Source organism: Nocardia sp. NPDC058666 (assembly GCF_042714895.1).
In the GTDB taxonomy this organism is placed as follows: domain Bacteria; phylum Actinomycetota; class Actinomycetes; order Mycobacteriales; family Mycobacteriaceae; genus Nocardia.
In genome coordinates this window covers 67,259-92,702 of the sequence record NZ_JBHXRY010000006.1, presented here as the reverse complement: position 1 = coordinate 92,702, position 25,444 = coordinate 67,259, and the positions used below count along the sequence as shown (strand labels likewise).

The following is a 25,444-nucleotide window of genomic DNA, read 5'->3' as shown; positions in this document are numbered from 1 at the left end:
GTTACAGGTCGTAAAACGGTGCGGGATAACGGAATTCGCCGGTGACCGCGGGGTCGTAGGCGGTGAGTGGGCGGACCTGGAAATGGGACGCCCAGTCCGGCTCGTCGGGGACGATGCCCAGGCGCGGGCCCGGGACGAAACCGAAGCGGGCGTAGTAGTCGGGGTCGCCGACCAGGCCGACCACCGATTCGTCGAGGGCGTCGGCGGCGCCGAGGGCGGCGTGGACCAGGGCCGAGCCGATGCCGGATTTCTGGTTTTCCGGGTCTACGCCCAGGGGGCCGAGTGCGAGTACGGGGAACGGGCCGATGCCGGCTCTGGTGAGGCAGATGTGGCCCACGACCGTGTCGTATTCCAGCGCTACCAGTGACAGGGTCGGCATCCACGACTCGTCGGTGCGTAGCTTTTCGACGAGCGCGGGCTCGGGTGGAAGGGCATCGTCGGCGTAGTGGGGGGCGAAGGCGGCCTGGTGGATCGCGGCGATCGCCGGGGCGTCCGCTGGGGTCTCGCGACGAATCAGCACAGGGTTAAGTGTCCAGGATTTGGGTAGCGCAGCGCAATGATGTGCGACGTCCTCTTTGCCGGACTACCTTGTCGGACTTCGCCGTGAATGTGACATGCTCGGAAAATGACTTCCGCTGCGCTGACTCGGGCCGCCGTGGCCGACATGATCGACCACACCCTGCTCGCACCGGAGGCCACCGCGGCCGAGGTCGACGCGCTGATCGCCGACGCGCGGAAGCTGGGGGTGTACGCGATCTGCATTTCGCCCTCGATGCTGCCCGTTCGGGCGCCGGGGCTGGTGGTCGCGACCGTGGCGGGGTTCCCGTCGGGTAAGCATCATTCGCTGGTGAAGGGTGCAGAGGCGCGCTTGGCCGTGGATCAGGGGGCTGCCGAGGTCGACATGGTGATCGACGTCGGTGCGGCTTTGGCCGGGGATTTCAATGCGGTGCTCGCCGACATCATCACCGTGCGTGAGGCGACTGCTGATCGGGCTGTGCTCAAGGTGATCATCGAGTCGGCGGCGTTGACCGATGAGGCGATCGTCGGGGCGTGCCGGGCGGCTGAGCAGGCCGGTGCGGATTTCGTGAAGACCTCGACCGGGTTCCATCCGGCCGGTGGGGCGAGTGTGCACGCGGTTTCTCTGATGGCTCAGACCGTCGGTGGGCGGCTGGGGGTGAAGGCCAGCGGTGGGATTCGTACCGCTGAGGACGCCGCCGCGATGATCGCCGCGGGGGCTACGCGGCTGGGATTGTCGAAGTCCGCGGTGGTGTTGGACGGGTTTCCCGACTGATCAGCAGGTGTATTCGACCTGCTGACCGGTTCGGGTGTCGGTGGTGTCCAGGGAGGTCTTGCCGCCGGAAAGGTGCACGGCCACACCGTCATCGGTGACCTTCACCTCTTGGGCGCGCAGGCCGAGCGGGTAGCTCTGCAGGCTCTGGGTGAAGGTTTCGACGATGCCCTGCACCAGGTCGGTGGGCAGGCCGATGCCCAGCAGCTGGGCCGACTTGGTTTCGACGGTGATGTTGCCGTCGCGGACCAGTGGCTGGACCTCCAACTGGGCCAGGCCGCCCAGCACGTCCAGGGTCAGCACGCCGGTGCTCGCCGAGGAACGCACGCCGCTGACCATGGTGCCCAGCGTTTCCTGGATGCCGGCGTTGTTCCAGGTCACGTCGGCGGACGAGCTGCCGACGGTGCCGCCGCCGCGACCACGGTCGACCAGTTCGATGTCGTTGAATTTCGCGTGCACGACCATGCCGATCGCGGGACCGAACTTGTTGTCCTCGCTGTCGACCGTCAGTGAACCGACCTTGCCGTCGACATACGACAGCAGGATGGGTCTGAGACCGAAGCCCACATCGATATTCGAGCCCATCTGCTGCTCGAACGCGCCGCTGATACAGCGGGAGATCTTGTGCCGGGCATAGGCCTCGGTGCCGCCGATGGCCGCCACGAGCAACACGGCGACCACGGCCAACGCGATCACCAGCGGGCGCGCACCGATCCTGGGGGGCATGTTCGTGGTCATGGCATCGGATTCTTCCGCACGTTTCTGTGTTCGCTCTGAGGACGTAGTGAAAGCCTTCCCATCGATCTGTGACCTGGAACACGTACGCGGCGTAACCTGGGATCCATGACTGGCGAGGTTGCGCGCCGGGTGGCGGGGACAGCGGACCACCGATGGCGGGTGCTGCGGCGCCTGGCCGGGCGGCACGCGGGATACTTCACGACCCGGCAGGTATTGCGGACCGGGTGCGAGCTGCAGGTCAGGGCCGCACTGGGGGACGGGTCGGTGACCAGGGCCGGGGTCGGGATGATGCGGCTGGGGCAATGGCGGGCGGGGCCGCTGGACGAATACGCGATGTGGGCGGCCTGGTTCGACGGGGCGGCGGCGGTGTCGTATCAGAGCGCGGCGGAACTGCACGGGATCGGACGGTTGGCGCCGCGGTTCCTGCACCTGTCGGTGTCGGCGGGGCGGCCACCGGTCACGCCGCGGTTGGTGTTGACGCGGCGCAAGCTCGGCGACGGGGACGTGGAGTCGGCGGGGCCGTTTCTGGTGACCACGCCGGTGCGCACGGTGTTGGATCTGGCCGAGACCGAGATCTCGCAGTCGGCGTTGGACGAGGTGGTGGCCGACGCGGTGGCCATCCACCGGTGCGATATCGACGAGATCTGGTGGGGTGGGCAGCAATTGGGGCCGCGGGCGGTTACTCGGGTGCGGCGGGCGTTAAGTCGGGTGTGACGGGGCTACTACGTCCCAGGGGACCGACAGGACGCAGTCGCGCATTCGTCGGTTGTAGGTGCGGACGGGGAAACCGTTGGCGCGCAACATGTTCGCGGCTTCCCGCCAGCGGGTTCGCGGGCCGTAGGGTGCCATCGCCGCCGATCGTTCCCAGGCTTGGTCTGCCTCTTTGAGCAGGGTGTGGATGCGTTCGCCGGGAATGTTGCGGTGGATCAACGCTTTCGGCAGGCGCTCGGCGATGTCGGAGGGTCGGTCTACGGTGAAGGGATCCCAGGCCAGGGTCAGGGAAAGGGGGTGGTGGCGGTCGAGGAGTACCCAGGCGCAGCGGCGGCCGAGTTCGTCGCAGGTGCCGTCGACGAGTAGGCCGTCGGGGGCCAGGTTCTCCTGGATGCGGGACCAGGCTTCGGGGACGGCTTCTTCGGGGTATTGGCGCAGGACGTTGAAGGCTCGGACCAGGGTGGGGCGCAGGCCCGCCAGTTCGAAACCGCCGCGGGCGAAGCGGACGCCGTCGCGGGGTTCGACCACGCGCGCGGGGTCGATCTCGAGGCCGACCACCTCGAGATCGGGGCGCACGGTGCGCAGGCGCGCGGCCAGCTCGAACGTGGTCCACGGGGCCGCGCCGTAGCCCAGATCCACGGCCAACGGGTGGGTGGCCTCGCGCAACGTGGTACTGACCAGGTCGTCGTTGACCAGCCAGCGGTCGCTGCGGCGCAGCCGGTTCACGCCCGTGGTGCCGCGGGTGATCGTGCCGACCGGGGGGATGGCTTTGCGGCTGGGGGCCACTACTTCTCGGCGGACTGGCGGTCCAGGTAGCGCAGGGTCTCCTCCTGCTCGGCGCGGAACAGGTCGACCAGGTTCACCAGCATCAACTGCTCCAGGCGCGGGCCGACCATGGGGATGAAGACCTTGGCGGTAGGGGAGAAACGCATGGTGGCGCCGGTTTCGGTGGGGAAAAGGCGGATGGTGCCGTTGAGGCTGCCAGGGCCCGCCGGGATCGAGGCGGAGAACTTGCCCTCGGTCTCTTCGTGGTCGGACGGACCCCAGCTCTCCTTGCGGGTGATCACCATGTCCTTGCGCATGACCGTCTGGGCGATCTCGGGCAGCATCTCGCGCGGGAGCGTGTGGTGCAGGACCACGTCGATGCCGTCATCGGAGACGTCCAGCGACACGACTTCGTTGTTGGGCGCGTACTTGCGCATCTCCGCGACACGGGCTTCCCAGTAGTCCCTGCGCTGCATCGCCGCGTACAGCTCTTCGGTGGTGTGCAGGGGGTAGCGGGCGGAGTAGTCGAGTCTGCGTGCCATGGCAGGACACGTTACGGGGTTGAGGTGGGGGCGCACGGAAGAGGTGGGGATGTTGTTGGGGGTCCCAATGGGGTGGGACCGTGTTCTAGAGGGTGAGGCCGACGGTGACCGGCTCTGGTTCCAGGGTTACGCCGAAGCGTTCGTGGACGCCTGCTCGGACGGTGCGGGCCAGGGCGACGATGTCGGCGGCGGTGGCGGTGCCTCGGTTGGTCAGGGCGAGGGTGTGTTTGGTGGACAGGCGGGCGGGGGCTGCTTCGTCGGGGAAGCCTTTGGCGAAACCGGCGCGTTCGATGAGCCAGCCCGCGGAGAGCTTGGTGCCGTCGGGGGCGGGGTAGGTGGGGACCTTGACGTCGTCGCCGACGTGGGCGGCGATCGCGGCCAGGACCTGGGGGAGTTGTGCGTCGGTGACCACCGGGTTGGTGAAAAACGAACCGGCACTCCAGGTGTCGTGATCGGTGGGGTTCAGGACCATGCCCTTGCCCGCGCGCAGGCGCAGTACTTCGGTGCGGACCTGGTCGACCGGGCGGGTTTCGCCGTCTTTTGCGTCGAGGACTTTGGCCAGTTCGCCGTAGCGCAGCGGCGCGCTCATTCCGCTCGGGTCCAGCGCGAAATCCACCGCCAGGATCACGCCGTCGTTGCTGTGCTTGAGAACGCTGGTGCGGTAGCCGAAACCCAATTCGGCGGGCTCGGCCCAGCGCACCTCGCCGGTCTTGCGGTCGAGCAGACGCACCCGGCGCAACAGCGACGCCACCTCGACGCCGTACGCGCCGACGTTCTGCACCGGGGTCGCACCGGCGGAACCGGGAATGCCGGACAGGCACTCGAGCCCGCCCAGGCCTGCCGCCACGGTCGCCGCGACGACGGAATCCCAGTTGGCGCCCGCTTCGGCCACCACGCCGTCGGCACGCAGTTCGACACCGGTCGTGTTCACCGCGACGACCACCCCGTCGAAGCCCGCGTCGTCGATGAGCAGGTTCGACCCGCCCGCGATCAGCAGGATGTCGATCCCGGCCGCGTCGAGGGTTCGCACCGTGGCCACCAGGGCGTCGGTGGTCGCGCAGTCGGCGACCAGGGCGGGCCCGCCGACCCGCAACGTCGTCAATTCGGACAAACGCACCGAATCTCGAACCGTCGCGCCGGTCTCGGCAAGCAGTTCACGCAGCTGATCGGAGGACACCACCCGTGTTGTACGCACGTTCGCAGACGGTACCGTGTCGGGCATGGCTACACCTCTGGCGTTCACTGCCGGCTACACGCATTCCGTCGATGCGGTGCGCGCCGCGTACTCCGACGAGCAGTACTGGAAGGCCCGGATCGCCGAGGTCGGCGGCCCCGGCGCACGACTGGACTCCTTCGCCGTCGACGGTGACCAGGTCCGCGTCCAGATGGTGCAGTCCATCCCCGCCGACCAGCTGCCCCCCGCCATCACCGCGGTGCGCCCCGGCGACCTGGTCATCCCGCGCACCGAGACCTACACCGGCACCGGCGGCATCTTCGAAGCCCACGTCGACGGCGCCCCCGCGGTGGTCCGCGGCACGGTGACCATGGCGCCCGACGGCGGCACCGGCTCCACCACCGCCATCAACGGCACCATCGAGGTGAAGATCCCGCTGTTCGGCGGCAAGATCGAAGCGGCCATCTCCGAGCGGCTGATCGAACTGCTGGGCAACGAGGCGACCTTCACCGAAGAGTGGCTCAACCGCCAGTAGGTCGGTGGCACCGGCGTAATCACGCACAACGGCTCGTTTCAGTCAGAATTCTGATTCGAGCGAGGCCGATTGTGTGATTTCGCCGGACTCGAGTCGGCTGGGTGCGCTCACGCGGCGGCGGACGTACACATGGGTCGGCTGCGCCGTGAGCACGCTCACGGGGTGCGGGTCGGTAGCTCGGCGTACATTCGATGCGTGAGCAAACATTCGGTAACCGGGCTGTTGCGTGCGCGTAATACGGCGGTACGCGGTAGACGGCGGGTTTCGGCCGTTCCGGGGCCTGAGAAGGGCCTTCGGGGTGGGCGGTCCGCGGTTGCGGTGATCTTGCTGGCGGTGCTCGTTGTGCTGACCGGGTGTTCATCCGGCGGGCTCGGCGGGGATGCCGAGCCTGCTGGGCCGGTCGCGCAGGTGACCATCGCGCCCACGCCGGGAGCTACCGATGTCGACCCGGTCGCGCCCGTTTCGGTGAGGGTCGCGCACGGCACCATCGATCAGATCGCGCTCACCAATGCCGCGGGCAAGCAGATCACCGGCGAGCTCAGTGCCGATCGCACGACCTATGAGGTTTCCGAACCGCTGGGCTACGGCGCGTCGTACACCTGGGCAGGCACGGCCATCGGCGCCGATGCGAAACCGATTCCGATCGACGGCACGTTCACCACGATCAGTCCGCAGTCGACGATTCCGGCCACGATCAATATCGGTGACGGCCAGGAGGTCGGCATCGCGGCGCCGATCATTCTGAAGTTCGCGGGGCCCGTCACCAACAAAGCTGCCGTGGAGAAGGCGCTCACCGTCACCACCGACCGGGAAACCGAAGGCTCGTGGGCGTGGCTGCCCGACGACGGAGGCTCGCGGGTGCACTGGCGTCCGAAGAACTACTGGACGCCCGGCACCACCGTGCACGTCGCGGCGAAGTTGTACGGCGTCGACCTGGGTGGGGGCGCGTACGGCGACTCCGATGTGACCTCCGATTTCACCATCGGCCGCAGTCAGATCGTCATCGCGAACGCGCCGAGCCATCGGATGCAGGTGGTGCGCGACGGGGCCACGATCTTCGACTTCGCGGTCTCCTATGGTGAGGGCAATGAGCCGCGCAATGTCACTCGGTCGGGCGTGCACGTGGTCACCGAGAAGTACGAAGACTTCATGATGTCGAACCCGCCGTACTACACCAACGTGCGCGAACGCTGGGCCGTGCGGATCTCCAACAACGGCGAGTTCATCCACGCCAATCCCGAATCCCTGTCTGCGCAGGGGTCGTCGAATGTCACCAACGGGTGCATCAATCTTTCGCCCAGTGATGCGCAGGCCTACTTCCCGACCGCGCGGTACGGCGATCCGGTCGAGGTGACCGGGACGTCCATCGAGTTGTCCCAGGCTGATGGGGATATCTACGACTGGGCCATCGATTGGTCCACGTGGCAGTCGATGTCCGCGTTGGCGGATGGATCGGGCGTCGCGCAGCCGCGCTAATCCGACGACACCGGCGTAATCGACCACTTCGCCGCGTTCCGGTCGGATTTCCGACTTTTCGAAGGCGAAGTGGTCGATTACGCCGGGCTTGTGGTGGGTCAGGCGTAGGCGGGGGTCGGCCAGCGGGGGTGGTTGGGATCGATGACGTAGGCGTGGGTGTGTTGGTAGTGGCGGGGGCCGACTTTGATTGCGTCGGCCAGGATCGCGGGGTCGACTGAGCCCAGTTCGTGGACGTGGGTGATTTCGGCCGGGTCGTGTCGGGGCCAGAAGCGGATTGCGGCGGCGGTGCCCAGGGCGGCGATGACGGCCAGGGCTGCCCAGGTGGTGGTGAAGCCCGCGGTGGTGGCCAGCCAGCCGGTGATCGGGTAGGTGATCAGCCAGGCCACGTGGGACAGGGAGAACTGGGCGGCGAACAGGGCCGGGCGGTCTTGGGGGCGGGCGGAGCGGCGTAGGACGCGGCCGGTGGGGGTGAGGATCAGGGCGGTGCCCGCGCCGATGGTGGCCCAGGTGGTCAGGGCCGCGGGCCAGTGCCAGGTGCCGGTCGGCAGGGTGGACAGAGTCAGTGCGGCGGTCAGGCCGGTGATGAGAACTGTTGCGCCGGTGAGCATGACGGTGCGTTCGCTGCGGCGGTCCAGGACGGCGGGCAGGGTCAGGGCCATGAGCATGGTGCCGAGGCCGTGGGCGGCCAGGAGCAGGGCGACGCCGGACTGGTTGCCGCCCAGCACATCTCGGGCGTAGTTCACGGTGTTGACCATGACCACCGAACCCGCGGCGGCGACCACCAGGTTCAGGCCGAGCAGGCCGCGCAGGCGGGGAGTCGCCGCGAAAAGGCGCACGCCGGCGACCAGTCGTTCCTTGATCGCGCCGTCGCCGACCACCGCGTTCGGGATGCGGGCGGACATCACCAGGGCGACCGAGACCGCGAAACCGAGGCCGGTGCCCACGAACAGCCAGTGGAAACTGATCAGGCTCAGGGCCAGGGCTGCCAGCATCGGGCTGAGCAGGGTTTCCATGGTCGCGGCGAGTTGGGCGGCGGACAGGGCCTTGGTGTAGTCGCGCTCGTCGGGGAGGAGGTCGGGCAGGATCGCCTGGTAGGTGGGGGTGTAGGCGGCGGAGGCGATCTGTAGCAGCGTGATGAGCACGTAGATCTGCCAGATCTGGTCCACGAAGGGCAGGGCGAGCACGATCGCGCCGCGAATGCCGTTGAGCGCCATCAGGAATTGTCGGCGGGGGAGTTTGCCCGCGTAGGCGCCCGCGATCGGGGCGATGGTCACGTAGGCGACCATTTTCAGTGTCAGCGCGGTGCTGAGGACGAGGGCGGCGTTGGCGCCTGCCAGGTCGTAGGCGAGCAGGCCCAGGGCCACGGTGGTGAGTCCGGTGCCGAACAGGGCCGCGAGCTGGGCGGTGAACAGCAGGCGGTAGTCGCGGTGGGCGAACAGTGAGGTGGTCATGGTGCCTGCTCCTTCGAGGCTGCTTATCTGCGTATGAATGCAATAAGCAGGATATGGCTCGAAGTATTCCCGGAACGGATCGCGGGGCAGGAGGACGTACGTAGTGAAAGCCCGGCCAGTGGTTGGCGGTCCCGGCCCGGCTCGACCGGGGGGCCCAGGCCGCAGCCCGGCCGGGCGGTGGACGTTATGCAGTCAGCCCGGCCGGTGACTCGGTGCCACCGGCCGGAGGGTGGATCAGGCTTCGACGGACTCGTTCGCGCGTTCCTTGCTCAGCTCGACGGCCTGGTCGGTGGTCAGGCCCTGCTGCTTGGCGAGCAGGTCGCGGATCTCGATGAGCAGTTCGGTTTCGGTGGGCTCGGCGTCCTTGGTGGTGCCGAACTTGTTCTTCAGGGTCTTCATGGGCAGCATCAGCACGAAGTACAGGACCGCGGCGACCATGGCGAAGTCGATGAGGCCGGTGATGATCGGGCCGACGGCGATGAAGGTGGCCGGCTTGTTCGCCACCAGCTGGAAGCCGAGGCCCAGTTCGTTGGTGGAACCGAAGACCGCCAGCAGCGGGCTGACGATGCCCTTGGTCACCGAGGTGACCACCGCGGTGAAGGCGGTGCCCATGACGACAGCGACCGCGAGGTCGATGACGTTGCCGCGCATCAGAAAATCTTTGAAACCACTGAAAACGGACTTCAGACCGAGCATCGCTGAACGACTCCTTAGGATGGCTAATAGCAAACGTCTATGTTAACGGCCATTAGCCGATCGCGGCAAACTTTGGGCAACGCCTGAACGGCCCGTCCTCAGTATCGAGTCCAGCCGCCCGGCTCGCCACTCGAACAGCAGTCGGTCCGGGTTCGCCTGTGGCGTCGCCGAATTCAGCGTTCGCGATCAGGAAGTTCGGTGAACAAGCTGGTCAGGCCCTTCACCCTGGCAGTGTGGAGCCTCACGTTTACCGCCGCGCGAAGGAACCCGGACCTGCCTGATCTCGCGGCTTCACCACGATTGTGTCGAGGTTGACGTGCGACGGGCGCGACGCCACGAAGCCGACGATTTCGGCGATGTCCTGGGCGTAGAGCGGGTCGATGCCCTCGTAGACCTTGGCGGCGCGGTCGGCGTCGCCGTCGAAACGGACCAGGGAGAACTCGGTCTCCACCGCGCCGGGGGCGATCTCGGTCAGGCGCACCGGTTGGCCGAGCAGTTCGCCGCGCAGGGTGCGGTGGACCACGGCTTGGGCGTGCTTGGCGGAGGTGTAGCCGGACCCGTTGTCGTAGGTGAGCATGGCGGCGATGGAGGTGACGGTGACGATCAGGCCGTCGCCCGACGCGATCAGTTTCGGCAGCAGGGCCTTGGTCACGCGCAGGGTGCCAAGGACATTGGTTTCCCACATCCAGCGCCAGTCGTCGAGGTCGGCGTCGGCGACCGAGGCCAGGCCTTTCGCGCCGCCCGCGTTGTTGACCAGCACGTCGACGTGTTCGATCGCATCGGTGAAGGCGCGCACCGATTCGTCGGAGGTGACGTCGAGTTCCAGGGCGGTGCCGCCGATCTCCGACGCCAGGGCCTGCACCCGGTCGAACCGGCGGGCGCCCACATAGACGTGATAGCCCTGCTTGGCCAGTTCCCGGGCGGTGGCTTCGCCGATGCCCGAGCTGGCTCCGGTGACGACGGCGGTGCGAATGCTCATGGTGGTCGATCCTATTCGCCCCGGAGATGGCGTCACCACGGCTGGGATCACGGTGACGATTAGGCGTGGGTTCGCGGCCGTGCGTGGCCGAGGGGGTGCGCCGTTACCCTGTCGGCATGGCTATTCGTGATGCTGTCAGTGCCGATGGAACGACGATCGTCTACCGGGTCGGTGGTGCTGGTCGGCCGCTGGTGTTGTTGCACGGGTGGGCCGGGAATCTGCGGTGTTGGGGTGCGGCCGCCGACGAGTTGGCGCAGCGGTATCGGGTGATCGCGGTGGATCTGCGGGGGCACGGGTATTCCGATGATCCGGGTGCGGGGTATGACGATCCGAAGGCGTGGGCGGGGGATGTGGCGGCGGTGTTGGCCGCGGAGGGGATCGACTCGGGGGCGGTGCTGTTGGGGTGGTCGTATGGCGGGATCGTGGCTACCGATTACCTGGCTACCTTTGGGACCTCGGCTGTCGCGGGGGTGATCTATTGCGGGGCGCCCGCCCATATCGGTCGCGATGTGCCCGGTGCGGCGCCGGGGCCCGCGATGGAGAAGGCGATTCCCGGGGTGTTCGACGAGGCGGCGGGGCGGGCGGTGCGCGCGTTCTCGGTGTTCGGCAATGCCAATACCGGGCCCGGCGCGGATAAGGGGGTCGACGCGCAGCGGTTGTTCGGTGGCAGTCTGGCGACCACGCCTTCGGTGCGTAAGGCGCTGTTCTATCGCACGATCGACAACACCGAAACTCTTCGCGCCCTTGATGTTCCGGTGTTGGTCATGCACGGTACCGAGGATCCGGTGGTGCCGGCGGCCAACGGTCAGTACATCGTCGACACTGCACCGAATGTGTCCGCTTCCTTCTGGGAGGGTGCGCAGCACGGGTTGTTCATCGAGGATCGTGCGCGGTTCGTTGCCGAGGTCAGCGCGTTCATCGACGGTCTGGAGTGAGTCCGATCTGCCCGTTTCGACTGTGAATGGGCAATGTTTCAGAAACACGTCCGGGACGTGTGAGGGCGACCTACTCTGAGCTCGACGGCCATGTCCTGCGGCCGGGCATGGAGGTGGCGCATGGGCGTCTTGACGCGATGTGTGCTGGTCCTGGCCGCCGGGTTGGCGTGTGTCGCGCCGGTCGCGAACGCGAGTCCTGATGTCGCGCGGGTGATTTCCGCCGCGCCCGGTCCCGGACGTGCGGTGGAACTGGTCGTGCACTCGGCCGCCATGGGGAAAGCGGTGACCGTGGCGGTGCTGCCCGCCGCCGACCGCGCGGCGAAAGCGCCGGTGCTGTACCTGCTCAACGGTGTCGACGGGGGCGGGGCGCGCAGCGGGGACTGGCGCGACGGCGGCAACTGGCTCACCCGCACCGACGCCGACCCGTTCTTCGCCGACAAGCAGGTCACCGTCGTGATGCCGATCGGTGGCGCGGGCAGTTACTACGCCGACTGGCGGGCCGACGATCCCGTGCTCGGTCGGCAACGCTGGACCACTTTTCTCACTCGCGAACTGCCGCGTCTGATCGATGCCGAGTTTCATGGCAGTGGCGCCAATGCTGTTGCGGGCGTGTCGATGGCGGGCACCGCGGCGTTTCAGTTGGCGTTGGCCGCGCCGCAGTTGTACCGGGCCGTCGGCTCGTACAGTGGTTGCGTTTCCACCAGCGGTCCGCAGGGGCATGCCATCGTCAATACCGTTGTCTCCGGTCAGAACGGTGACCCTGTGAACATGTGGGGACAACCCGGCGACCCGCTCTGGGCGGCCAACGACCCGTTTCTGCACGCCGAGCGGCTGCGCGGACTGGCCATCTATGTGTCGTCCGGGAACGGTCTGCCCGGCGGGCTCGACACCGTGAATGGTCCTGGGGTGCACGGTGATTCGATGAAGCTGGTGGATCAGTTGGTGATCGGCGGTGCGCTCGACGCGGTGACCGCGCTGTGTACGCAGCAGTTGGCTACCCGGTTCGGCGAGTTGAAGATTCCCGCCACCGTTGATCTTCGACCCGATGGCACGCACTCGTGGGGTTACTGGCGCGAGGATCTGCGCAAGTCGTGGCCGGTGTTCGCGCAGGCGTTGCGCGTCGGCTGAATTTCCGCTGTGCGAACAAGTTCGCAGAGTCGGTGTGAATGTTTTCGCAAGAGGTAATGGTGGCTCGGCGGGTCTGATTGGTCCTTTTCGCCTGCTGGAATGCGGTCCGCGGAACCCTGCGTCGATGCCTATAGATTGGGTATACACGCAGGTAGAACTATCGATGTGATTGTTCTGCGGCACCGATGTGATACGTCCGTGATTGTAGTTGCGCACCAACTGCATCGAACGGACAAATTCGCGTGAAATCTTCTGGTAACCGTCACAGACATTCGGTGAATTCGTGTGTAGCGTTCGGGAATGTCGTTGGATCGTTGGTGGAGAGAAGGATTCGGCGTCGAGATCGGAGTTCGATGATGTTCGGTCGAGCAATAGGCGCTCGAGTACTGGTGGCCGTGTCGGCACTGGTGGCCGGTGCCGTGATCGGGGTGCCCGCGGTGGCACAGCCCGAGAGCGCGCGGATCGAGGATCAGCGAGTCGAGGCGGATCGCACCATCGACGTGGGCGTGTACTCGCCGGCCATGGACATCGTCACGCGCGTGCGGGTGTTGCGCGCCGCGGACCCGAATTCGCCCGCGCCCACGCTGTATCTACTCAACGGGGTCGGCGGCGGCAGCGACGGGAACTGGCTCGATCGCACCGATGTCGTGGAGTTCTTCCGCGACAAACAGGTCAATGTGGTGATCCCGTTCGGCGGGGCAGGCAGCTATTTCGCGGACTGGCGCACCGACGATCCGGTGCTGGGCAAACAGCGATGGACCACGTTTCTCACCAAGGAACTGCCGCCGGTGATCGACGCGGAATTCGACGGCACCGGGGCCAATGCCATTGCGGGACTGTCGATGGCGGGCACCTCGGTGTTCCAGCTCGCGCTGTCGGAACCGGGACTGTATCGGGCGATCGGGTCCTACAGCGGGTGCGTGCGCACCAGTGATCCACGCGGACAAGCGATCGTGCGCACCGTGGTCGGCAGCAGGCTGGGCAACGCGGGCAATATGTGGGGCCCGCCCACCGACCCGCAATGGTCGGCCAACGACCCCTACCTGCACGCGGAATCGTTCCGGGGCACCGATGTGTACATCTCGTCGGGCAACGGGCTGCCCGGGCCGTTCGACACCATCGCCGCCCAGGGCGACCCGGCGCAGCTGGCGATGCAGTTGGTGTTCGGCGCGTCGCTGGAAGCCGTCACCAATGTGTGCACGCAACAGCTGCGCGACCGGCTGCAACAGCTGGGCATCCCCGCCACGGTCGACATGCGGCCCAACGGCACCCACTCGTGGGGCTACTGGGAACAGGACATGCACAAATCGTGGCCCGTGTTCGAAGCGGCACTGCGTCGACCGTGATCGCGGTGCATCGATTGTGATGTCGAAAATCCGCTCGCGCATCGTCGGCGAATCGGGCAGGCTGACCTGCGACGAGCACGTGAACTCACTCACGAATGCGCTGTGACGGCCGTCACCGATCCCGGTAGGGGCTTCGGGGGCGGCGTCGCGGCGTGCACACTGGAGTGTGTGAGCCAGCGTCGTCCCGAACTTTTGCCGCACCGGATAGCGGTGTTGTCGGTGCATACCTCGCCGCTGGCGCAGCCGGGCACCGGGGACGCGGGCGGGATGAACGTCTACGTGCTGCAAACCGCGCTCGAGCTGGCCAAACGGGGCACCGAGGTGGAGATTTTCACGCGGGCGACGTCGTCGGAACTGCCGCCTGTGGCCGAGGCCGGGCCTGGCGTGATCGTGCGGCATGTGGTCGCGGGACCGTTCGAAGGGCTGGACAAGCACGAGCTGCCCACGCAGCTGTGTCCGTTCACCGCCGAGGTGTTGCGGCAGGAAGCACGGCATCTGCCGGGGCACTACGACCTCGTGCACTCGCACTACTGGCTGTCGGGGCAGGTCGGGTGGCTCGCGCGGGATCGGTGGCGGGTGCCGCTGGTGCACACCGCGCACACGCTTGCCGCGGTGAAGAACGCGGCGCTGGCGCAGGGGGATACTCCCGAACCCGAGACCCGGGTGATCGGCGAGAAGCAGGTGATCGCCGAAGCTGATCGGCTCGTGGCCAATACCGATGACGAAGCCCGTCAGCTGGTCGATCTCTACGGTGCCTCGCGCGATCGCATCGACGTGGTGCCGCCCGGTGCGGATCTGTCGCGCTACCAGCCCGGTGACAAGCTGGCCGCGCGCGCGGAACTGGGACTGCGGGCCGACGAGCAGATCGTCGCGTTCATCGGTCGGATCCAGCCGCTCAAGGCTCCTGATGTGCTCGTGCGGGCCGCCGCCGACCTGATTTCGCGCGATCCCCGGCGCAAGCTGCGGGTGCTGATCGTGGGTGGTCCGTCCGGTTCCGGGCTGGCCAGGCCCGACGCGTTGATCGAACTGGCCGCCGACCTCGGCATCGCCGACCAGGTCACCTTCCTGCCGCCGCAACCCGCGCACAAGCTCGTGCAGGTGTACCGCGCGGCCGACGTGGTCGCGGTGCCCAGCTACAACGAATCCTTCGGCCTGGTCGCCATCGAGGCGCAGGCCAGCGGCACCCCCGTGCTCGCCGCCGACGTCGGCGGCCTGGGGACCGCGGTGCGCAATCACGAATCCGGGCTGCTGGTTCCCGGCCATCGCACGCCCGACTGGGCCGACGCGCTGGGCTCGCTGCTCGACGACACCGACCGCCTGACGCGCATGGGCCTTACCGCCGTGCAGCACGCCAGCCGGTTCTCCTGGGCGCACACCGCCGACGGCCTGCTCGACAGTTACGCTGCCGCGATGGCCGGATTCCGCGCCGAACGCGGTCCCATCGCCCTGCACGCGGGCGATACCCGACAGGCCAGATCGCGGGCGCTGCTGCGGCGCCGGACAGGAGTGCGCCGGTGAGTGCCGTTTCGCAGATCATCGACGACACACTGCGCGATCGCGAGATCGAATACACCCGGCACGGCGACGACACGTTCATCGTGGTGCTGCCGGGGGAGCGCAAGCTGAAAACCACCGTGATGCTGACGGCCGGCAAGCACGGGGTTCGCATCGAATCGTTCGTGTGCCGCAAGCCCGACGAGAACTTCGAAGGGGTCTACAAGTACCTGCTTCGGCGCAACCGTCGGCTCTACGGCGTGGCCTACACGCTGGACAATGTCGGCGACATCTATCTGGTCGGGCGCATGGCGGCCGAATCGGTCACCGCCGACGAGCTCGACCGGATCTTCGGTCAGACGCTGGAAGCCGTCGACAACGACTTCAACATCCTGCTCGAACTGGGGTTCGCGGAATCCATTCGCAAGGAATGGAAGTGGCGGGTCTCGCGCGGGGAATCGTTGAAGAACCTGCGCGCGTTCGAACACCTCATCGACGACGAGCTCGACAAGGCATGAAAAAACCCGGTACCGCGTTGTGCGGCACCGGGTTTCAGTTCAGCAAGTCAGCAGTTCGACGGCACCGGTTCGTTGCGGAACCGGGACTCGACGTAGTTCCACGCGTCCGGGAAGCCCGCCACCGCGGCGGTCATGTGCTCGGAGATCTCCACGGTGTTCAACTGCACCGGGGTACCCGACTTGCACCAGTGCGCGATGGTGTCCGCGACCGGCGCGTACGGGGTGAGGATGTCGTACTTGCCCTGCCAGATGTACGTGGGAGCGGTCGGCGCGCCCTGGAAGTGCACCAGGCTGTTCTCCCGCAGCACGCCACGCGCGACCTCGCTGGTCAGCAGTTCCTTCGACGCCGCCATCTGGTCGGCGTTGCGCAGGGCACCGTGGAACAGCAGGAAGCGACGGCACGCGTCCTTGGTGAAATCGCGGAACCACAGGCCGTTCTCGTTGAGCTGATCCGACACCGGCACGCGATCGGGGTACTCACGCTCGATGCCCATCGCGGCGGCGAACGCCAGACCGAAACCGGGGTGCGGGGCGAAACCCAGTGCGTCGGCCATCAATTCGAGGTCGGCGGGGATACCGCCCGACACCACCGCGGCCAGCTTCAGCTCCGGCGCGTAGGTGGGCTGCAGTGCCGCCGCCCACGCGGTCGCCATGCCGCCGCCGGAGTAACCCGCGATCGCCACCGGCGAGGAACCCACACCCAGTTCGGCGACCTTCTGCACCGCGCGCACGCTGTCCAGAGTGACCATGCCGCTGAGCTTGGCCGCACCGTACGCCACCGTCGGGCCCAGGTAATCGGGCACCGAGATCGCCCAGCCGCGCGCCAACGGCAACATCGCGCCCGCGGCATCTTGCAGCTCACCGTTGAACATCGACTGCGACGGGTTGCAGCGCGTGCCGATGGAGTTGATCAGCGCCTGGTACGACACCAACGGCGGGTTCTTCACACCGATCGGCAGCAGCACCGTGGTGACGCCCATGATCGCGTCGCCCGCGGAATTGGTGGAGCGGAACGCGACCTGGTGGCCCTGCGTGCCCGGGTACATCCAGGTGTCGATGTGGCGGCTGCGCACCACGTCGCCGGGAGCCAGCGCGCCGATGTTCGCCGGTGCGGCGAAGAACGGATCCGGATCAGGCGTCGGATACAGCGGATTCGCACCCGCGGGAGCGGCGAACAAGCCCACAGACAGCAGACTCAACACCAAGACAACTATTTTCGACACAGCTTTCCTTCATCAACAGTAGTGCTGCCCAACTAAGACGACCCGACCCGGAACGAAGTATCTAACGAAAACCGGTGAAATGTACCGACCAGTAGTCAAAGTGTCGTGTGCCACATGTTGTGATCGTTCACATCGAAGTCGGGGCCGATGGGTGGCACGGTAACCCGACGTAGCAGGTAGGAGTGAGGATGACGGCGCTCGCGCTCGACATCGGGGCGACGAAATTCGCTGCGGGGCTTGTGGACCCGCACTACGGGGTGCACGAGGTGCGGCAGGTAGCAGCCGCCTCGGACGACCCGTGGCGCACCTGTCGGGACCTTTTGGTGGCTGTGGCAGGTGACAATCGGGTGCGCTCGATCGGGATCGGGTCGGCGGGGCCCGTCGATGTGCGCGCGGGGGTGACGCGGCCGTTGAACCTGGCGGCCTGGCGGGACGGGTTCACCATCGTCGACCATGTGCGGGCGTTGTTCCCGGACGCGGTGGTGCGGTTCGCGATCGACGGGGCGTGTTTGGTGTTGGCCGAGCATCGGGTCGGCGGGTTGCGTGGGGTGGACAACGGGTTGGCTTTGACCGTGTCGTCGGGGGTTGGTGGGGGGATCATCGCCGATGGACGAGTTGTGGTGGGGCGCACGGGGAATGCGGGGCACATCGGGCACATTGTGGTGCCCGGTGATGACACACCTTGTCCCTGTGGGGGATTCGGGTGCGTGGAGGCGGTGGCCAGTGGGATGTCGTCGGTGCGGTGGGCGCGTTCGCGCGGGTGGATGGGATCGAACGGTCTGGAGCTCGCGGCGGCCGCTCACGCTGGGGACGCGATCGCGGTGGCGGCGATGGCGCGGGCGGGAACTGCGTTGGGACAAGCAGTTTCGTCGGCCGCGGCGCTGTTGGATGTGGATCGGGTGGTGATCAGTGGCGGATTCGCGCAGTCAGGGCAGCCGCTGTGGGGGCCGTTGCGGGCTGCGGTGGCACGGCATTGTGGGCTCGAGTTCGTTCGCGGGTTGCGGGTGGAACTGTCGAGATTGAGCGACGGGGCGACGCTGGTGGGTGCGGGGGTGCTCGCGGTCGACGGTGGGGGACAGGTCAGTTCGGCATGAGGGGGACTCTTCGGTCCGAACTGTGGTGTGCTCGGGCGCGTTCGGGCGAGTAGCGCGTTTCCGGGCGTAGCCTCGATGAGGTGGCTGCCGACTATGTGCCGGGCGATGTCGTCCATATTCCGCAGGGTCCGTTCCAAGGGGTGTGCGCCGTCGTGCGCGAGGTCGACTTCGTGGCGTCGCGATTACAGGTCGACGCGCTGGTCAAAGGCGGAACGCACGGCCTGAACCTCGGGTTCGACGAGGTGGAGTGGGCCTGACATCTCCGCAATGTCAGAATGGCCTCTATGACCTACACCCTCGTGCTGCTGCGCCACGGCGAGAGCGAATGGAACGCCCTCAACCTGTTCACCGGCTGGGTGGACGTGCAACTGACCGACAAGGGCATCGCCGAGGGTAAACGGGCCGGTGAACTGCTCAAAGAAGCAGGCATCCTGCCCGACATCGTCTACACCTCGCTGCTGCGCCGCGCCATCAGCACCGCCGACAACGCGCTGGGCACCGCCGACCGGCTGTGGATCCCGGTCGTGCGCGACTGGCGCCTCAACGAACGCCACTACGGCAACCTGCAGGGCAAGAACAAGGAGCAGGTCCGCGAGGAATACGGCCAGGAGCAGTTCATGCTCTGGCGCCGCAGCTACGACACCCCGCCGCCGCCCATCCAGCCCGACAACCCGTACAGCCAGGCCGACGACCCGCGCTACGCCGGCATCCAGGTCCCCAAGACCGAATGCCTCAAAGACGTTGTCGAGCGGATGGTCCCGTACTGGGAGAACGCCATCGCGCCCGAACTGCGCACCGGCAAGACCGTGCTGGTCGCCGCCCACGGCAACTCGCTGCGCGCGCTGGTCAAGCACCTCGACGGGATCTCCGACGAGGACATCTCCAGCCTGAACATCCCCACCGGCATTCCGCTCGTCTACGAACTGGACGAGAACATGCGTCCGGTGAAGGCCGCGGAGTACCTGGACCCGGCGGCTGCTGCTGCCGGTGCGGCCGCTGTCGCCAACCAGGGCGGTAAGTAACCCTTTTCGTTCGGTCGGCCCCACACCGTTGCGCGGTGTGGGGCCGTTTTGCGCTGCTGGACGCGTTTCACCGGCGACGCGGCGTCGATCCGACCATGATCCGCAGGTCGGCCCGGCCGCGATGTCACACTCGCGCCGGTTATGTCGTCACTTCTGTAGACGCCGCGAAAAACGTGGCCGCCGAAGGAGTTACGCCATGAACACCGCCTACGTCATCGTCACCGTCGTCGCCGCACTGTGGGTCGGGTTCTCGGCGTTCTCGCTGCTGCGCCGGGCACCGTTCGTGGTGGAACCGCTGGTGGAGTACGGCGTCCCGCAGACCTGGTGGGCACCACTGGGGATCGCCAAGGCTGTTGGCTCGATCGGGCTGCTGATCGGCTTGTTCGTGCCGGTGATCGGGGTGCTCGCCGCGATCGGGCTGATCCTGTACTTCGCCGGTGCGGTGGCGACGGTGCTGCGGGCGCGGTCGTACAAGACCGTCGCGTTCCCGGTGCTGTACCTGGCCCCGGTCGCCGTCGCCTTGGGTCTCGGCCTCGCGGTGTGAACCGTTGCGGGCCGCCCGAGCCCGGCGTAATCACCCAATTCGCCTCGAAATAAGCAGAAAACTGATTTTCGAGCGTCGTTTTGGGCGATTACGCCGGGCTGTCCGTTGTTCAGGCGTCGGCCACGGCGAAAGCGGCCGACAGCGGCGGAAGCATGGCGCGGGCGTCGCAGCCCGCGAACCACAGGCCCACGGTGAAGACCGAGGTGGCCTCCAGGTATCTGGCTCGGTGCAGTCCGCCTGCCAGGAATGGTTGCAGGGCAAGGTCTTCGGCGAGTTGGGCGACTGTTCGGACGGCTTCGGGATCGTCGCCGCAGATCGGGACGGCCAAACGCACACCGTCGAAGACTCGGTCGGTGCCCGCCCAGACCTCGGCGGCGAGGAGGTTGAAAGCCTTGACCACGTGGGCATTCGGTGCGGCTGCCGCGATCCGCTCGGCCACCGCGTCCTCGCTCAGCACGAACGCGGTGACGCCTTCGGGGGCGGATTCGTCGGGGAGAAACGCGTTGGTGCAATCGATGACGATCTTTCCAGCCAGATCGTAGGTACCGAGCAGTTCGGTGAGAGCGCTCACCGGCACCGCGAGCAGCACGACCTCCGCGAAGGCGATCGCCACGTCGATGGTCGCCGCGTGCACGTCGACCGGGGAGGCGGGCGAGCCGTTCGTGTTCCGGTGGCCGCCGCTTACCGCGTTGATCGCGGAAGCGAGTGTCCGCGCCGCGTCGACCGAGCGGGCGCCGATCCGTACCTCGTGACCCGCCGCGGCCCAGCCGCCGCCCAGGGCAGACGCCATCGCGCCCGCGCCGATGATTCCGATTCGCATGAGAACTCCTGTGATGGGGCATGTCGTGCCCGATGGCATCGACCACACCGACGCTAGAAAGTTCGAAAGGCACTTCCGGGTGCCTATCGGTGGTGGCACGCTGGAACACGTGACCACCGCGGCGCAGTTCCCGCCCTACGGCGACTACGAGGCCGACTGTCCCGCGCGGATGGCGGTGGATCTGTTCGCGAATTCGTGGCTGCCGGTGCTCGTGTATCTGCTGCGCGATGGTCCGCAACGTCACAGCGAACTGTTGGCGGGGGCCGGCGGGATCAGTCAGAAGATGCTCACCCAGACCTTGCGGCGGATGCAGGCGATGACGCTGGTACGCAGGCGGCGGTATGCCGAAGCGCCGCCGCGGGTGGAGTACGAACTCACCGAAGCGGGGCGGGATCTGCTGGTTCCGATTTATGCGCTCGGTGCATGGGTCGACCGGCACGGGGTCGCGGTGAGTGCCGCGATGGACGGCGAATCGACTGGCTGACACGCCCGGCGGATGCGCAGGTGCCTGCCGGGTGAACGGCAAACCAACGCCGTGCCAAGTGCCCGTGACCTGCGTTGAACTTCGTCGACCCGGCGCCGGGATGTCGGTGCGCACTCGTACGATCAATGGTGTGAGTGTTCCGCAGGCCGTGCTGTTGGCAGTCCTCGCGGCTGTCGTGGGACTGGCAGTCGGTGGCTTGCTGATCCCGTACGTCAACGCCAGACAGGCCGCGCGGACCCAGGAAGACACCGGGCTGACCATGTCGCAGGTGCTGGACCTGATCGTGCTCGCGTCGGAGTCCGGGATCGCGGTGGTCGACGAGTATCGCGATGTGGTGCTGGTCAATCCGCGCGCGGAGGAACTCGGGCTGGTCCGTAACCGGTTGCTCGACGAACGCGCCTGGGCCGCGGTGGAGAAAGTGCTGGCCACCGGCGAATCCGCGGAATACGACCTCACCGCCAAGAACCCGCTGCCCGGTCGCGGCCGGATCGCGGTGCGTGGCGTTGCCCGCAAACTGTCTCGTGAGGAAACCAGCTTCGTCGTGCTGTTCGCCGACGACGATTCCGAGCAGGCCCGCATGGAAGCCACTCGACGCGATTTCGTCGCCAATGTCAGCCACGAACTCAAGACTCCCGTCGGCGCGATGAGCCTGTTGGCCGAGGCCATGCTGGAATCGGCCGACGATCCCGACGCGGTGCGCCACTTCGGTTCGCGGGTGCTCGGGGAATCGCGGCGGCTGGGCAAGATGGTCACCGAGCTGATCGCGTTGTCGCGACTGCAGGGTGCGGAGAAACTGCCCGACCTGGCCGTGGTCGATGTCGACACGGTGGTGCAGCAGGCGGTCGACCGCTCGCGCACCGCCGCCGAGGCCGCTGGCATCACCGTGAGCACCGACCGGCCCAGCGGGCTGGAAGTGCTCGGTGACGAAACGTTGCTGGTGACCGCGCTGTCGAATCTGGTGGAGAATGCGATCGCGTATTCACCACAGGGCTCGCACGTGTCGGTGAGCCGGTCGCTGCGCGGCGATCATGTCGCGATGGCGGTCACCGACCGTGGCATCGGCATCGCCAAGGAAGACCAGGAACGGGTGTTCGAACGGTTCTTCCGCTCGGACAAGGCCCGCTCGCGGTCCACCGGCGGCACCGGCCTCGGCCTGGCGATCGTGAAACACGTGGCGGCCAACCACAACGGCGAGATCACCCTGTGGAGCAAACTGGGCACCGGTTCGACGTTCACGCTGCGGATCCCCGCCCATCTGGAAACCGATGGGGACGAGGACGTGGAACAGACGCCCGAGCCCAGCACGAGAGAAACCAACGTCGCGCGCACTCTCGCGGGACGAACGAACGGTGTGGAGGCACGCAGATGACGAGTGTGTTGATCGTCGAAGACGAGGATTCGCTGGCCGAACCGCTGGCGTTCCTGCTTCGCAAGGAAGGCTTCGACGTCACCGTCGTGGGCGACGGCCCGTCCGCACTGGCCGAATTCGACCGCTCCGGCGCCGATATCGTGCTGCTGGACCTGATGCTGCCCGGCATGAGCGGCACCGACGTGTGCAAGCAGCTGCGCACCCGCAGCGGCGTGCCGGTGATCATGGTGACCGCGCGCGACAGCGAGATCGACAAGGTCGTGGGGCTGGAACTGGGCGCCGACGACTATGTCACCAAGCCGTACTCCGCGCGCGAGCTGATCGCGCGCATTCGTGCCGTGCTGCGCCGCGGTGCGGGCGACGAGCTGGACTCGGGCAGCGAGAACGGTGTGCTCGAGGCCGGGCCGGTGCGCATGGATGTGGATCGGCACACTGTGCACGTCAACGGTGCGCAGGTCACGTTGCCGCTCAAGGAGTTCGACCTGCTCGAATACCTGCTGCGCAACTCCGGTCGCGTGCTCACCCGTGGACAGTTGATCGACCGGGTGTGGGGTGCGGACTACGTGGGCGACACCAAGACCCTGGACGTGCATGTGAAGCGTCTGCGTTCGAAGATCGAAGCCGACCCGGCCAAGCCCGAACATCTGGTGACCGTGCGAGGCTTGGGCTACAAGCTCGAGGCGTAACTCAGACACGAAAAAACCCGGCATCGAGGTGATGCCGGGTTTTGTGTATTTCCAGGCTTACACGGCCGACCAGGCGACGCCGATGGGGGTGTCCATCTTCTTCAGCGAGACCCAGCCGAAGGCGTCTTCCTGCATGCAGTCGTAGATCGGCACGTCGGCGCCGTTGCCACGGCAGGCGATCGTGGAGGAGGTGCCCATGGTGGACACGATGATGAACTTGCCGTCCTTGATCGCGTTCAGTGCCGCGGGATCGGTGTAGTTCACGAAGCTCGAGGTGAAGTCGGCGTACTGCGCCGGATCGCCGTTGGGTTCGGCGTTGGCCAGGCCGGTCATGGTGAGGGTGGCGCCGATCACGAGGGTCGCCAGGGAGAGCGCTTTCTTCGACATGAACCGATACTCAACCCGACTTCGGTGTCGCGCGCATGGCGAGCAGGTGAACCGGACAGTTTCGAGGGTCTCACTGCGCGTGATTCGGGGCGTGAGATTCGGGGTGCAGCCGCTCGGCTTCCACCGTCGCCGGATGCACCGCGACGATGCCGAGACCTTCGCGTCGGCGGCAATGCCGCGACAGTTCGTCGTAGGCGGGCGCACCGAGCAGCTCACGCAGCTCCGGGCCGTACGACTGCCACACCGGCTTGGTGCCCACGTGCGCGTCGGGGGAGCTGGTGCAATACCAGTCCAGATCCAACCCGCCCGGACCCCAGCCGCGCCGGTCGTACTCGGTGACCACGGTGCGCAGGATCTGCACGCCGTCGGGGCGTTCCACCCAGTCCTGGGTGCGGCGGATCGGCAGCTGCCAGCACACGTCCGGCTTCACTTCCAGGGGCTCGATGCCCTTGCGTACGGCCATGATGTGCAGCGCGCAGCCGGGGCCCGCGGCGAAACCGGGGCGGTTGAGGAAGATGCAGGCGCCGTCGAAGCGGCGGGTGCGCAGGGCCGGCTCGTCCTCGAGCTCGTCGAGTTCGAGGTAACCCTTCTTGACGACTTTGCCGTTCTCGGTGGCCTCGCCCATGAGCTGCCAGTCGTCGGGTGTGAGCATCTTCACAGCACCGTTGAGGCGCTTGCGATCGTCCTTGTCCGCGAGGAACGCGCCGTGCGAACAGCACCCGTCGTCGGGGCGTTCGGCGATGATGCCCTGGCACGCGGGCGTGCCGAACACGCAGGTCCAGCGCGACAGCAACCAGGTCAGATCGGCCACGATCTGGTGCTCGCCGTTTGCTGGGTCGGTGAACTCGATCCACTCGCGCGGGAAATCGAACTCGACTTCCGGGGCCGGATCGATCTTATTCGCAGGTCGGAGCCGGGTCTGTGCGGTGCCAGATACGCCTTCGGTCACAATCGCAGACGCTAACAGTTCAGTCGCCTGGCCTGTTGTACCGGATCACCAAGTACCGTATTCGTGTGCGGCTTGGTGTTCTCGATGTCGGAAGCAATACCGTCCACCTGCTCGTGGTGGACGCGCATCGTGGTGGCCACCCGATGCCCATGAGCTCGTCGAAGTCGGCCTTGCGCCTGTCGGAGAGCATGGACTCGATGGGCCGGATCACCGAGGAAGGCGAGGCGCGACTGATCGCGACCATCGCCGAATTCGCTGACCTGGCCCGCAATTCCAAATGCGTGGAGCTGATGCCGTTCGCGACGTCGGCGCTGCGCGAGGCGACCAATTCCGAGGAAGTGCTGGCCCGGGTTCGGTCCATGACCGGGGTCGATCTGCAGGTGCTGTCCGGCGACGACGAAGCTCGCCTGACGTTCCTGGCGGTGCGCCGCTGGTTCGGCTGGAGCGCGGGCCGGATCATCAACCTCGACATCGGCGGCGGCTCGCTCGAGCTGTCCAACGGCGGCGACGAGGAACCCGACGTGGCGCTGTCGCTGCAACTGGGCGCGGGCAGGCTCACGCGGGAGTGGCTGCGCGACGACCCGCCGGGCAAGCGCAAGATCGCGGTGCTGCGCGACTGGCTCGACGCCGAACTGGTCGCCCCGTCCAAGATCATGATCGAGGCGGGCAAGCCCGACTTGGCCGTGGGCACTTCGAAAACCTTCCGTTCGCTGGCCCGTCTGACCGGTGCCGCACCCTCGGCCGCCGGACCGCGCGTGCGCCGTACACTGACCAGCTCCGGTCTGCGCCAGCTGATCGCGTTCATCTCCCGGATGACCGCCTCGGACCGCGCGGAACTGGAAGGCGTGAGCTCCGACCGCTCCCAACAACTGGTGGCCGGTGCGCTGGTCGCGGAGGCGAGCATGCGGGCGTTATCGCTGGACAGCATCGAAATCTGTCCCTGGGCGCTGCGCGAAGGACTTATCCTGCGCAAACTGGACTCCGAACCCAATGGCGGAGGACCGGTCGAACAACCGCCGGTGACCCCGGTCGCAGAGGTGGAGACGGCATGAACGGGCAGGTTCGCACGACCAGGCCGGAGGCGGTGGCT

Annotated in this window: 29 protein-coding genes; 17 read left to right on the top strand and 12 right to left on the bottom strand. The window is 67.0% G+C overall.

All coding sequences use genetic code 11. The features are described 5' to 3' along the window. Position 1: 1 nt before the first annotated feature. Positions 2 to 520, bottom strand: coding sequence for a GNAT family N-acetyltransferase (locus ACFWVD_RS16460; protein WP_379243490.1), 519 nt, complete (start codon positions 518 to 520; stop codon positions 2 to 4). Between the two features lie 105 nt (positions 521 to 625). Between ACFWVD_RS16460 and deoC the strand changes: the two genes are divergently transcribed. Beyond that, the gene (deoC, locus tag ACFWVD_RS16455) at positions 626 to 1,291 is read left to right on the top strand and encodes a deoxyribose-phosphate aldolase (protein WP_379243488.1); all 666 of its coding nucleotides are present in this window, start codon (positions 626 to 628) and stop codon (positions 1,289 to 1,291) included. On the opposite strand, the gene ACFWVD_RS16450 is transcribed toward deoC, so the two are convergent. Next, entirely contained in the window at positions 1,292 to 2,026 is a 735-nt protein-coding gene (locus tag ACFWVD_RS16450; RefSeq protein ID WP_379243486.1) for a DUF2993 domain-containing protein, read from the bottom strand. 105 nt (positions 2,027 to 2,131) lie between these two features. Here ACFWVD_RS16450 and ACFWVD_RS16445 point away from each other — a divergent pair, with 105 nt between their 5' ends. After that, entirely contained in the window at positions 2,132 to 2,740 is a 609-nt protein-coding gene (locus ACFWVD_RS16445) for a hypothetical protein (RefSeq protein WP_379243484.1), read from the top strand. Here the strand turns inward: ACFWVD_RS16445 and ACFWVD_RS16440 are convergent. From ACFWVD_RS16440 to ACFWVD_RS16430, 3 genes are all read right to left on the bottom strand, one after another. Continuing rightward, positions 2,726 to 3,523, bottom strand: a complete 798-nt coding sequence (locus ACFWVD_RS16440) for a class I SAM-dependent methyltransferase (RefSeq protein WP_379243482.1) — start codon at positions 3,521 to 3,523, stop codon at positions 2,726 to 2,728. The genes ACFWVD_RS16445 and ACFWVD_RS16440 overlap by 15 nt on opposite strands. Beyond that, on the bottom strand, positions 3,523 to 4,044 hold the full coding sequence (locus ACFWVD_RS16435) for a DUF2505 domain-containing protein (protein ID WP_379243480.1): 522 nt from the start codon (positions 4,042 to 4,044) through the stop codon (positions 3,523 to 3,525). Before ACFWVD_RS16435 ends, ACFWVD_RS16440 begins: the two co-directional genes overlap by 1 nt. A gap of 85 nt (positions 4,045 to 4,129) precedes the next feature. Then, positions 4,130 to 5,221 carry a UDP-N-acetylmuramate dehydrogenase gene (locus ACFWVD_RS16430; protein ID WP_379243939.1) on the bottom strand — a complete coding sequence of 364 codons (1,092 nt, stop codon included), beginning with the start codon at positions 5,219 to 5,221 and terminating at the stop codon, positions 4,130 to 4,132. 43 nt (positions 5,222 to 5,264) lie between these two features. Between ACFWVD_RS16430 and ACFWVD_RS16425 the strand changes: the two genes are divergently transcribed. Together ACFWVD_RS16425 and ACFWVD_RS16420 are read left to right on the top strand one after the other, a co-directional pair. Next, positions 5,265 to 5,753 carry a DUF2505 domain-containing protein gene (locus ACFWVD_RS16425; protein ID WP_379243478.1) on the top strand — a complete coding sequence of 163 codons (489 nt, stop codon included), beginning with the start codon at positions 5,265 to 5,267 and terminating at the stop codon, positions 5,751 to 5,753. A gap of 318 nt (positions 5,754 to 6,071) precedes the next feature. Beyond that, positions 6,072 to 7,229 carry an Ig-like domain-containing protein gene (locus ACFWVD_RS16420; protein ID WP_379243937.1) on the top strand — a complete coding sequence of 386 codons (1,158 nt, stop codon included), beginning with the start codon at positions 6,072 to 6,074 and terminating at the stop codon, positions 7,227 to 7,229. A 98-nt stretch (positions 7,230 to 7,327) separates the two neighbouring features. Here ACFWVD_RS16420 and ACFWVD_RS16415 read toward each other — a convergent pair whose 3' ends face one another. The 3 genes from ACFWVD_RS16415 to ACFWVD_RS16405 all read right to left on the bottom strand — a co-directional run bounded on the left by ACFWVD_RS16415 (position 7,328) and on the right by ACFWVD_RS16405 (position 10,355). Continuing rightward, a complete protein-coding gene (locus tag ACFWVD_RS16415; protein ID WP_379243476.1) occupies positions 7,328 to 8,680 on the bottom strand; it encodes an MFS transporter in 1,353 nt (450 codons plus the stop codon). A 234-nt stretch (positions 8,681 to 8,914) separates the two neighbouring features. Then, positions 8,915 to 9,331 (bottom strand): MscL family protein, encoded by a 417-nt coding sequence (locus tag ACFWVD_RS16410; RefSeq protein ID WP_379243474.1) that lies wholly within the window; start codon positions 9,329 to 9,331, stop codon positions 8,915 to 8,917. A gap of 292 nt (positions 9,332 to 9,623) precedes the next feature. Beyond that, positions 9,624 to 10,355, bottom strand: a complete 732-nt coding sequence (locus tag ACFWVD_RS16405) for an SDR family NAD(P)-dependent oxidoreductase (RefSeq protein WP_379243472.1) — start codon at positions 10,353 to 10,355, stop codon at positions 9,624 to 9,626. 116 nt (positions 10,356 to 10,471) lie between these two features. Between ACFWVD_RS16405 and ACFWVD_RS16400 the strand changes: the two genes are divergently transcribed. The 5 genes from ACFWVD_RS16400 (at position 10,472) to ACFWVD_RS16380 (ending at position 15,776) form a co-directional block, all read left to right on the top strand. Continuing rightward, positions 10,472 to 11,290: an alpha/beta fold hydrolase gene (locus tag ACFWVD_RS16400; RefSeq protein WP_379243470.1), complete on the top strand. Its 819-nt coding sequence runs from the start codon at positions 10,472 to 10,474 to the stop codon at positions 11,288 to 11,290. Between the two features lie 120 nt (positions 11,291 to 11,410). Next, on the top strand, positions 11,411 to 12,418 hold the full coding sequence (locus ACFWVD_RS16395) for an alpha/beta hydrolase (protein WP_379243468.1): 1,008 nt from the start codon (positions 11,411 to 11,413) through the stop codon (positions 12,416 to 12,418). A gap of 356 nt (positions 12,419 to 12,774) precedes the next feature. Further along, complete coding sequence (locus ACFWVD_RS16390; RefSeq protein WP_379243935.1) at positions 12,775 to 13,764, top strand: alpha/beta hydrolase; 990 nt, start codon at positions 12,775 to 12,777, stop codon at positions 13,762 to 13,764. 159 nt (positions 13,765 to 13,923) lie between these two features. After that, positions 13,924 to 15,282: a D-inositol-3-phosphate glycosyltransferase gene (gene mshA / locus ACFWVD_RS16385; protein WP_379243933.1), complete on the top strand. Its 1,359-nt coding sequence runs from the start codon at positions 13,924 to 13,926 to the stop codon at positions 15,280 to 15,282. A gap of 14 nt (positions 15,283 to 15,296) precedes the next feature. After that, positions 15,297 to 15,776, top strand: coding sequence for a YbjN domain-containing protein (locus ACFWVD_RS16380; protein WP_379243931.1), 480 nt, complete (start codon positions 15,297 to 15,299; stop codon positions 15,774 to 15,776). A 47-nt stretch (positions 15,777 to 15,823) separates the two neighbouring features. Here ACFWVD_RS16380 and ACFWVD_RS16375 read toward each other — a convergent pair whose 3' ends face one another. Next, positions 15,824 to 16,999: a lipase family protein gene (locus ACFWVD_RS16375; protein WP_379243466.1), complete on the bottom strand. Its 1,176-nt coding sequence runs from the start codon at positions 16,997 to 16,999 to the stop codon at positions 15,824 to 15,826. Positions 17,000 to 17,187: 188 nt separating this feature from the next. Between ACFWVD_RS16375 and ACFWVD_RS16370 the strand changes: the two genes are divergently transcribed. The 4 genes from ACFWVD_RS16370 (at position 17,188) to ACFWVD_RS16355 (ending at position 19,659) form a co-directional block, all read left to right on the top strand. Further along, on the top strand, positions 17,188 to 18,093 hold the full coding sequence (locus ACFWVD_RS16370; RefSeq protein ID WP_379243464.1) for an ROK family protein: 906 nt from the start codon (positions 17,188 to 17,190) through the stop codon (positions 18,091 to 18,093). 80 nt (positions 18,094 to 18,173) lie between these two features. Further along, positions 18,174 to 18,350: a hypothetical protein gene (locus ACFWVD_RS16365; protein WP_379243462.1), complete on the top strand. Its 177-nt coding sequence runs from the start codon at positions 18,174 to 18,176 to the stop codon at positions 18,348 to 18,350. A gap of 27 nt (positions 18,351 to 18,377) precedes the next feature. Continuing rightward, a complete protein-coding gene (locus tag ACFWVD_RS16360) occupies positions 18,378 to 19,115 on the top strand; it encodes a phosphoglyceromutase (RefSeq protein WP_379243460.1) in 738 nt (245 codons plus the stop codon). Between the two features lie 196 nt (positions 19,116 to 19,311). Continuing rightward, positions 19,312 to 19,659 (top strand): DoxX family protein, encoded by a 348-nt coding sequence (locus ACFWVD_RS16355; protein WP_379243458.1) that lies wholly within the window; start codon positions 19,312 to 19,314, stop codon positions 19,657 to 19,659. Between the two features lie 109 nt (positions 19,660 to 19,768). Here the strand turns inward: ACFWVD_RS16355 and ACFWVD_RS16350 are convergent, their stop codons facing one another. Continuing rightward, a complete protein-coding gene (locus tag ACFWVD_RS16350; protein WP_379243456.1) occupies positions 19,769 to 20,479 on the bottom strand; it encodes an NADPH-dependent F420 reductase in 711 nt (236 codons plus the stop codon). Between ACFWVD_RS16350 and ACFWVD_RS16345 the strand changes: the two genes are divergently transcribed. The 3 genes from ACFWVD_RS16345 to ACFWVD_RS16335 all read left to right on the top strand — a co-directional run bounded on the left by ACFWVD_RS16345 (position 20,478) and on the right by ACFWVD_RS16335 (position 23,018). Further along, a complete protein-coding gene (locus ACFWVD_RS16345) occupies positions 20,478 to 20,963 on the top strand; it encodes a winged helix-turn-helix transcriptional regulator (RefSeq protein WP_379243455.1) in 486 nt (161 codons plus the stop codon). The two genes, ACFWVD_RS16350 and ACFWVD_RS16345, sit on opposite strands and share 2 nt — an antisense overlap. Positions 20,964 to 21,093: 130 nt before the next feature. Then, positions 21,094 to 22,332 carry a sensor histidine kinase gene (locus ACFWVD_RS16340; protein ID WP_379243453.1) on the top strand — a complete coding sequence of 413 codons (1,239 nt, stop codon included), beginning with the start codon at positions 21,094 to 21,096 and terminating at the stop codon, positions 22,330 to 22,332. Then, positions 22,329 to 23,018 carry a response regulator gene (locus ACFWVD_RS16335; RefSeq protein WP_379243451.1) on the top strand — a complete coding sequence of 230 codons (690 nt, stop codon included), beginning with the start codon at positions 22,329 to 22,331 and terminating at the stop codon, positions 23,016 to 23,018. The genes ACFWVD_RS16340 and ACFWVD_RS16335 overlap by 4 nt, the downstream gene beginning before the upstream one ends. A 57-nt stretch (positions 23,019 to 23,075) precedes the next feature. On the opposite strand, the gene ACFWVD_RS16330 is transcribed toward ACFWVD_RS16335, so the two are convergent. Together ACFWVD_RS16330 and ACFWVD_RS16325 are read right to left on the bottom strand one after the other, a co-directional pair. Continuing rightward, entirely contained in the window at positions 23,076 to 23,405 is a 330-nt protein-coding gene (locus tag ACFWVD_RS16330; protein ID WP_379243449.1) for a hypothetical protein, read from the bottom strand. A gap of 70 nt (positions 23,406 to 23,475) precedes the next feature. After that, complete coding sequence (locus tag ACFWVD_RS16325; protein WP_379243447.1) at positions 23,476 to 24,354, bottom strand: hypothetical protein; 879 nt, start codon at positions 24,352 to 24,354, stop codon at positions 23,476 to 23,478. A gap of 65 nt (positions 24,355 to 24,419) precedes the next feature. Between ACFWVD_RS16325 and ACFWVD_RS16320 the strand changes: the two genes are divergently transcribed. After that, a complete protein-coding gene (locus ACFWVD_RS16320; RefSeq protein WP_379243445.1) occupies positions 24,420 to 25,406 on the top strand; it encodes a hypothetical protein in 987 nt (328 codons plus the stop codon). Positions 25,407 to 25,444: the final 38 nt, after the last annotated feature.

Coding starts and splice junctions, on each gene's coding strand:
- ACFWVD_RS16335 (WP_379243451.1), top strand. CDS start 22,329: ATGACGAGTGTGTTGATCGTCGAAGACGAGGATTCGCTGGCCGAACCG.
- ACFWVD_RS16370 (WP_379243464.1), top strand. CDS start 17,188: ATGACGGCGCTCGCGCTCGACATCGGGGCGACGAAATTCGCTGCGGGG.
- ACFWVD_RS16395 (WP_379243468.1), top strand. CDS start 11,411: ATGGGCGTCTTGACGCGATGTGTGCTGGTCCTGGCCGCCGGGTTGGCG.
- ACFWVD_RS16450 (WP_379243486.1), bottom strand. CDS start 2,026: ATGACCACGAACATGCCCCCCAGGATCGGTGCGCGCCCGCTGGTGATC.
- ACFWVD_RS16400 (WP_379243470.1), top strand. CDS start 10,472: ATGGCTATTCGTGATGCTGTCAGTGCCGATGGAACGACGATCGTCTAC.
- ACFWVD_RS16360 (WP_379243460.1), top strand. CDS start 18,378: ATGACCTACACCCTCGTGCTGCTGCGCCACGGCGAGAGCGAATGGAAC.
- deoC (WP_379243488.1), top strand. CDS start 626: ATGACTTCCGCTGCGCTGACTCGGGCCGCCGTGGCCGACATGATCGAC.
- ACFWVD_RS16435 (WP_379243480.1), bottom strand. CDS start 4,044: ATGGCACGCAGACTCGACTACTCCGCCCGCTACCCCCTGCACACCACC.
- ACFWVD_RS16425 (WP_379243478.1), top strand. CDS start 5,265: ATGGCTACACCTCTGGCGTTCACTGCCGGCTACACGCATTCCGTCGAT.
- ACFWVD_RS16355 (WP_379243458.1), top strand. CDS start 19,312: ATGAACACCGCCTACGTCATCGTCACCGTCGTCGCCGCACTGTGGGTC.
- ACFWVD_RS16390 (WP_379243935.1), top strand. CDS start 12,775: ATGTTCGGTCGAGCAATAGGCGCTCGAGTACTGGTGGCCGTGTCGGCA.
- ACFWVD_RS16350 (WP_379243456.1), bottom strand. CDS start 20,479: ATGCGAATCGGAATCATCGGCGCGGGCGCGATGGCGTCTGCCCTGGGC.
- ACFWVD_RS16445 (WP_379243484.1), top strand. CDS start 2,132: ATGACTGGCGAGGTTGCGCGCCGGGTGGCGGGGACAGCGGACCACCGA.
- ACFWVD_RS16345 (WP_379243455.1), top strand. CDS start 20,478: ATGAGAACTCCTGTGATGGGGCATGTCGTGCCCGATGGCATCGACCAC.
- ACFWVD_RS16415 (WP_379243476.1), bottom strand. CDS start 8,680: ATGACCACCTCACTGTTCGCCCACCGCGACTACCGCCTGCTGTTCACC.
- ACFWVD_RS16410 (WP_379243474.1), bottom strand. CDS start 9,331: ATGCGCGGCAACGTCATCGACCTCGCGGTCGCTGTCGTCATGGGCACC.
- ACFWVD_RS16330 (WP_379243449.1), bottom strand. CDS start 23,405: ATGTCGAAGAAAGCGCTCTCCCTGGCGACCCTCGTGATCGGCGCCACC.
- ACFWVD_RS16405 (WP_379243472.1), bottom strand. CDS start 10,355: ATGAGCATTCGCACCGCCGTCGTCACCGGAGCCAGCTCGGGCATCGGC.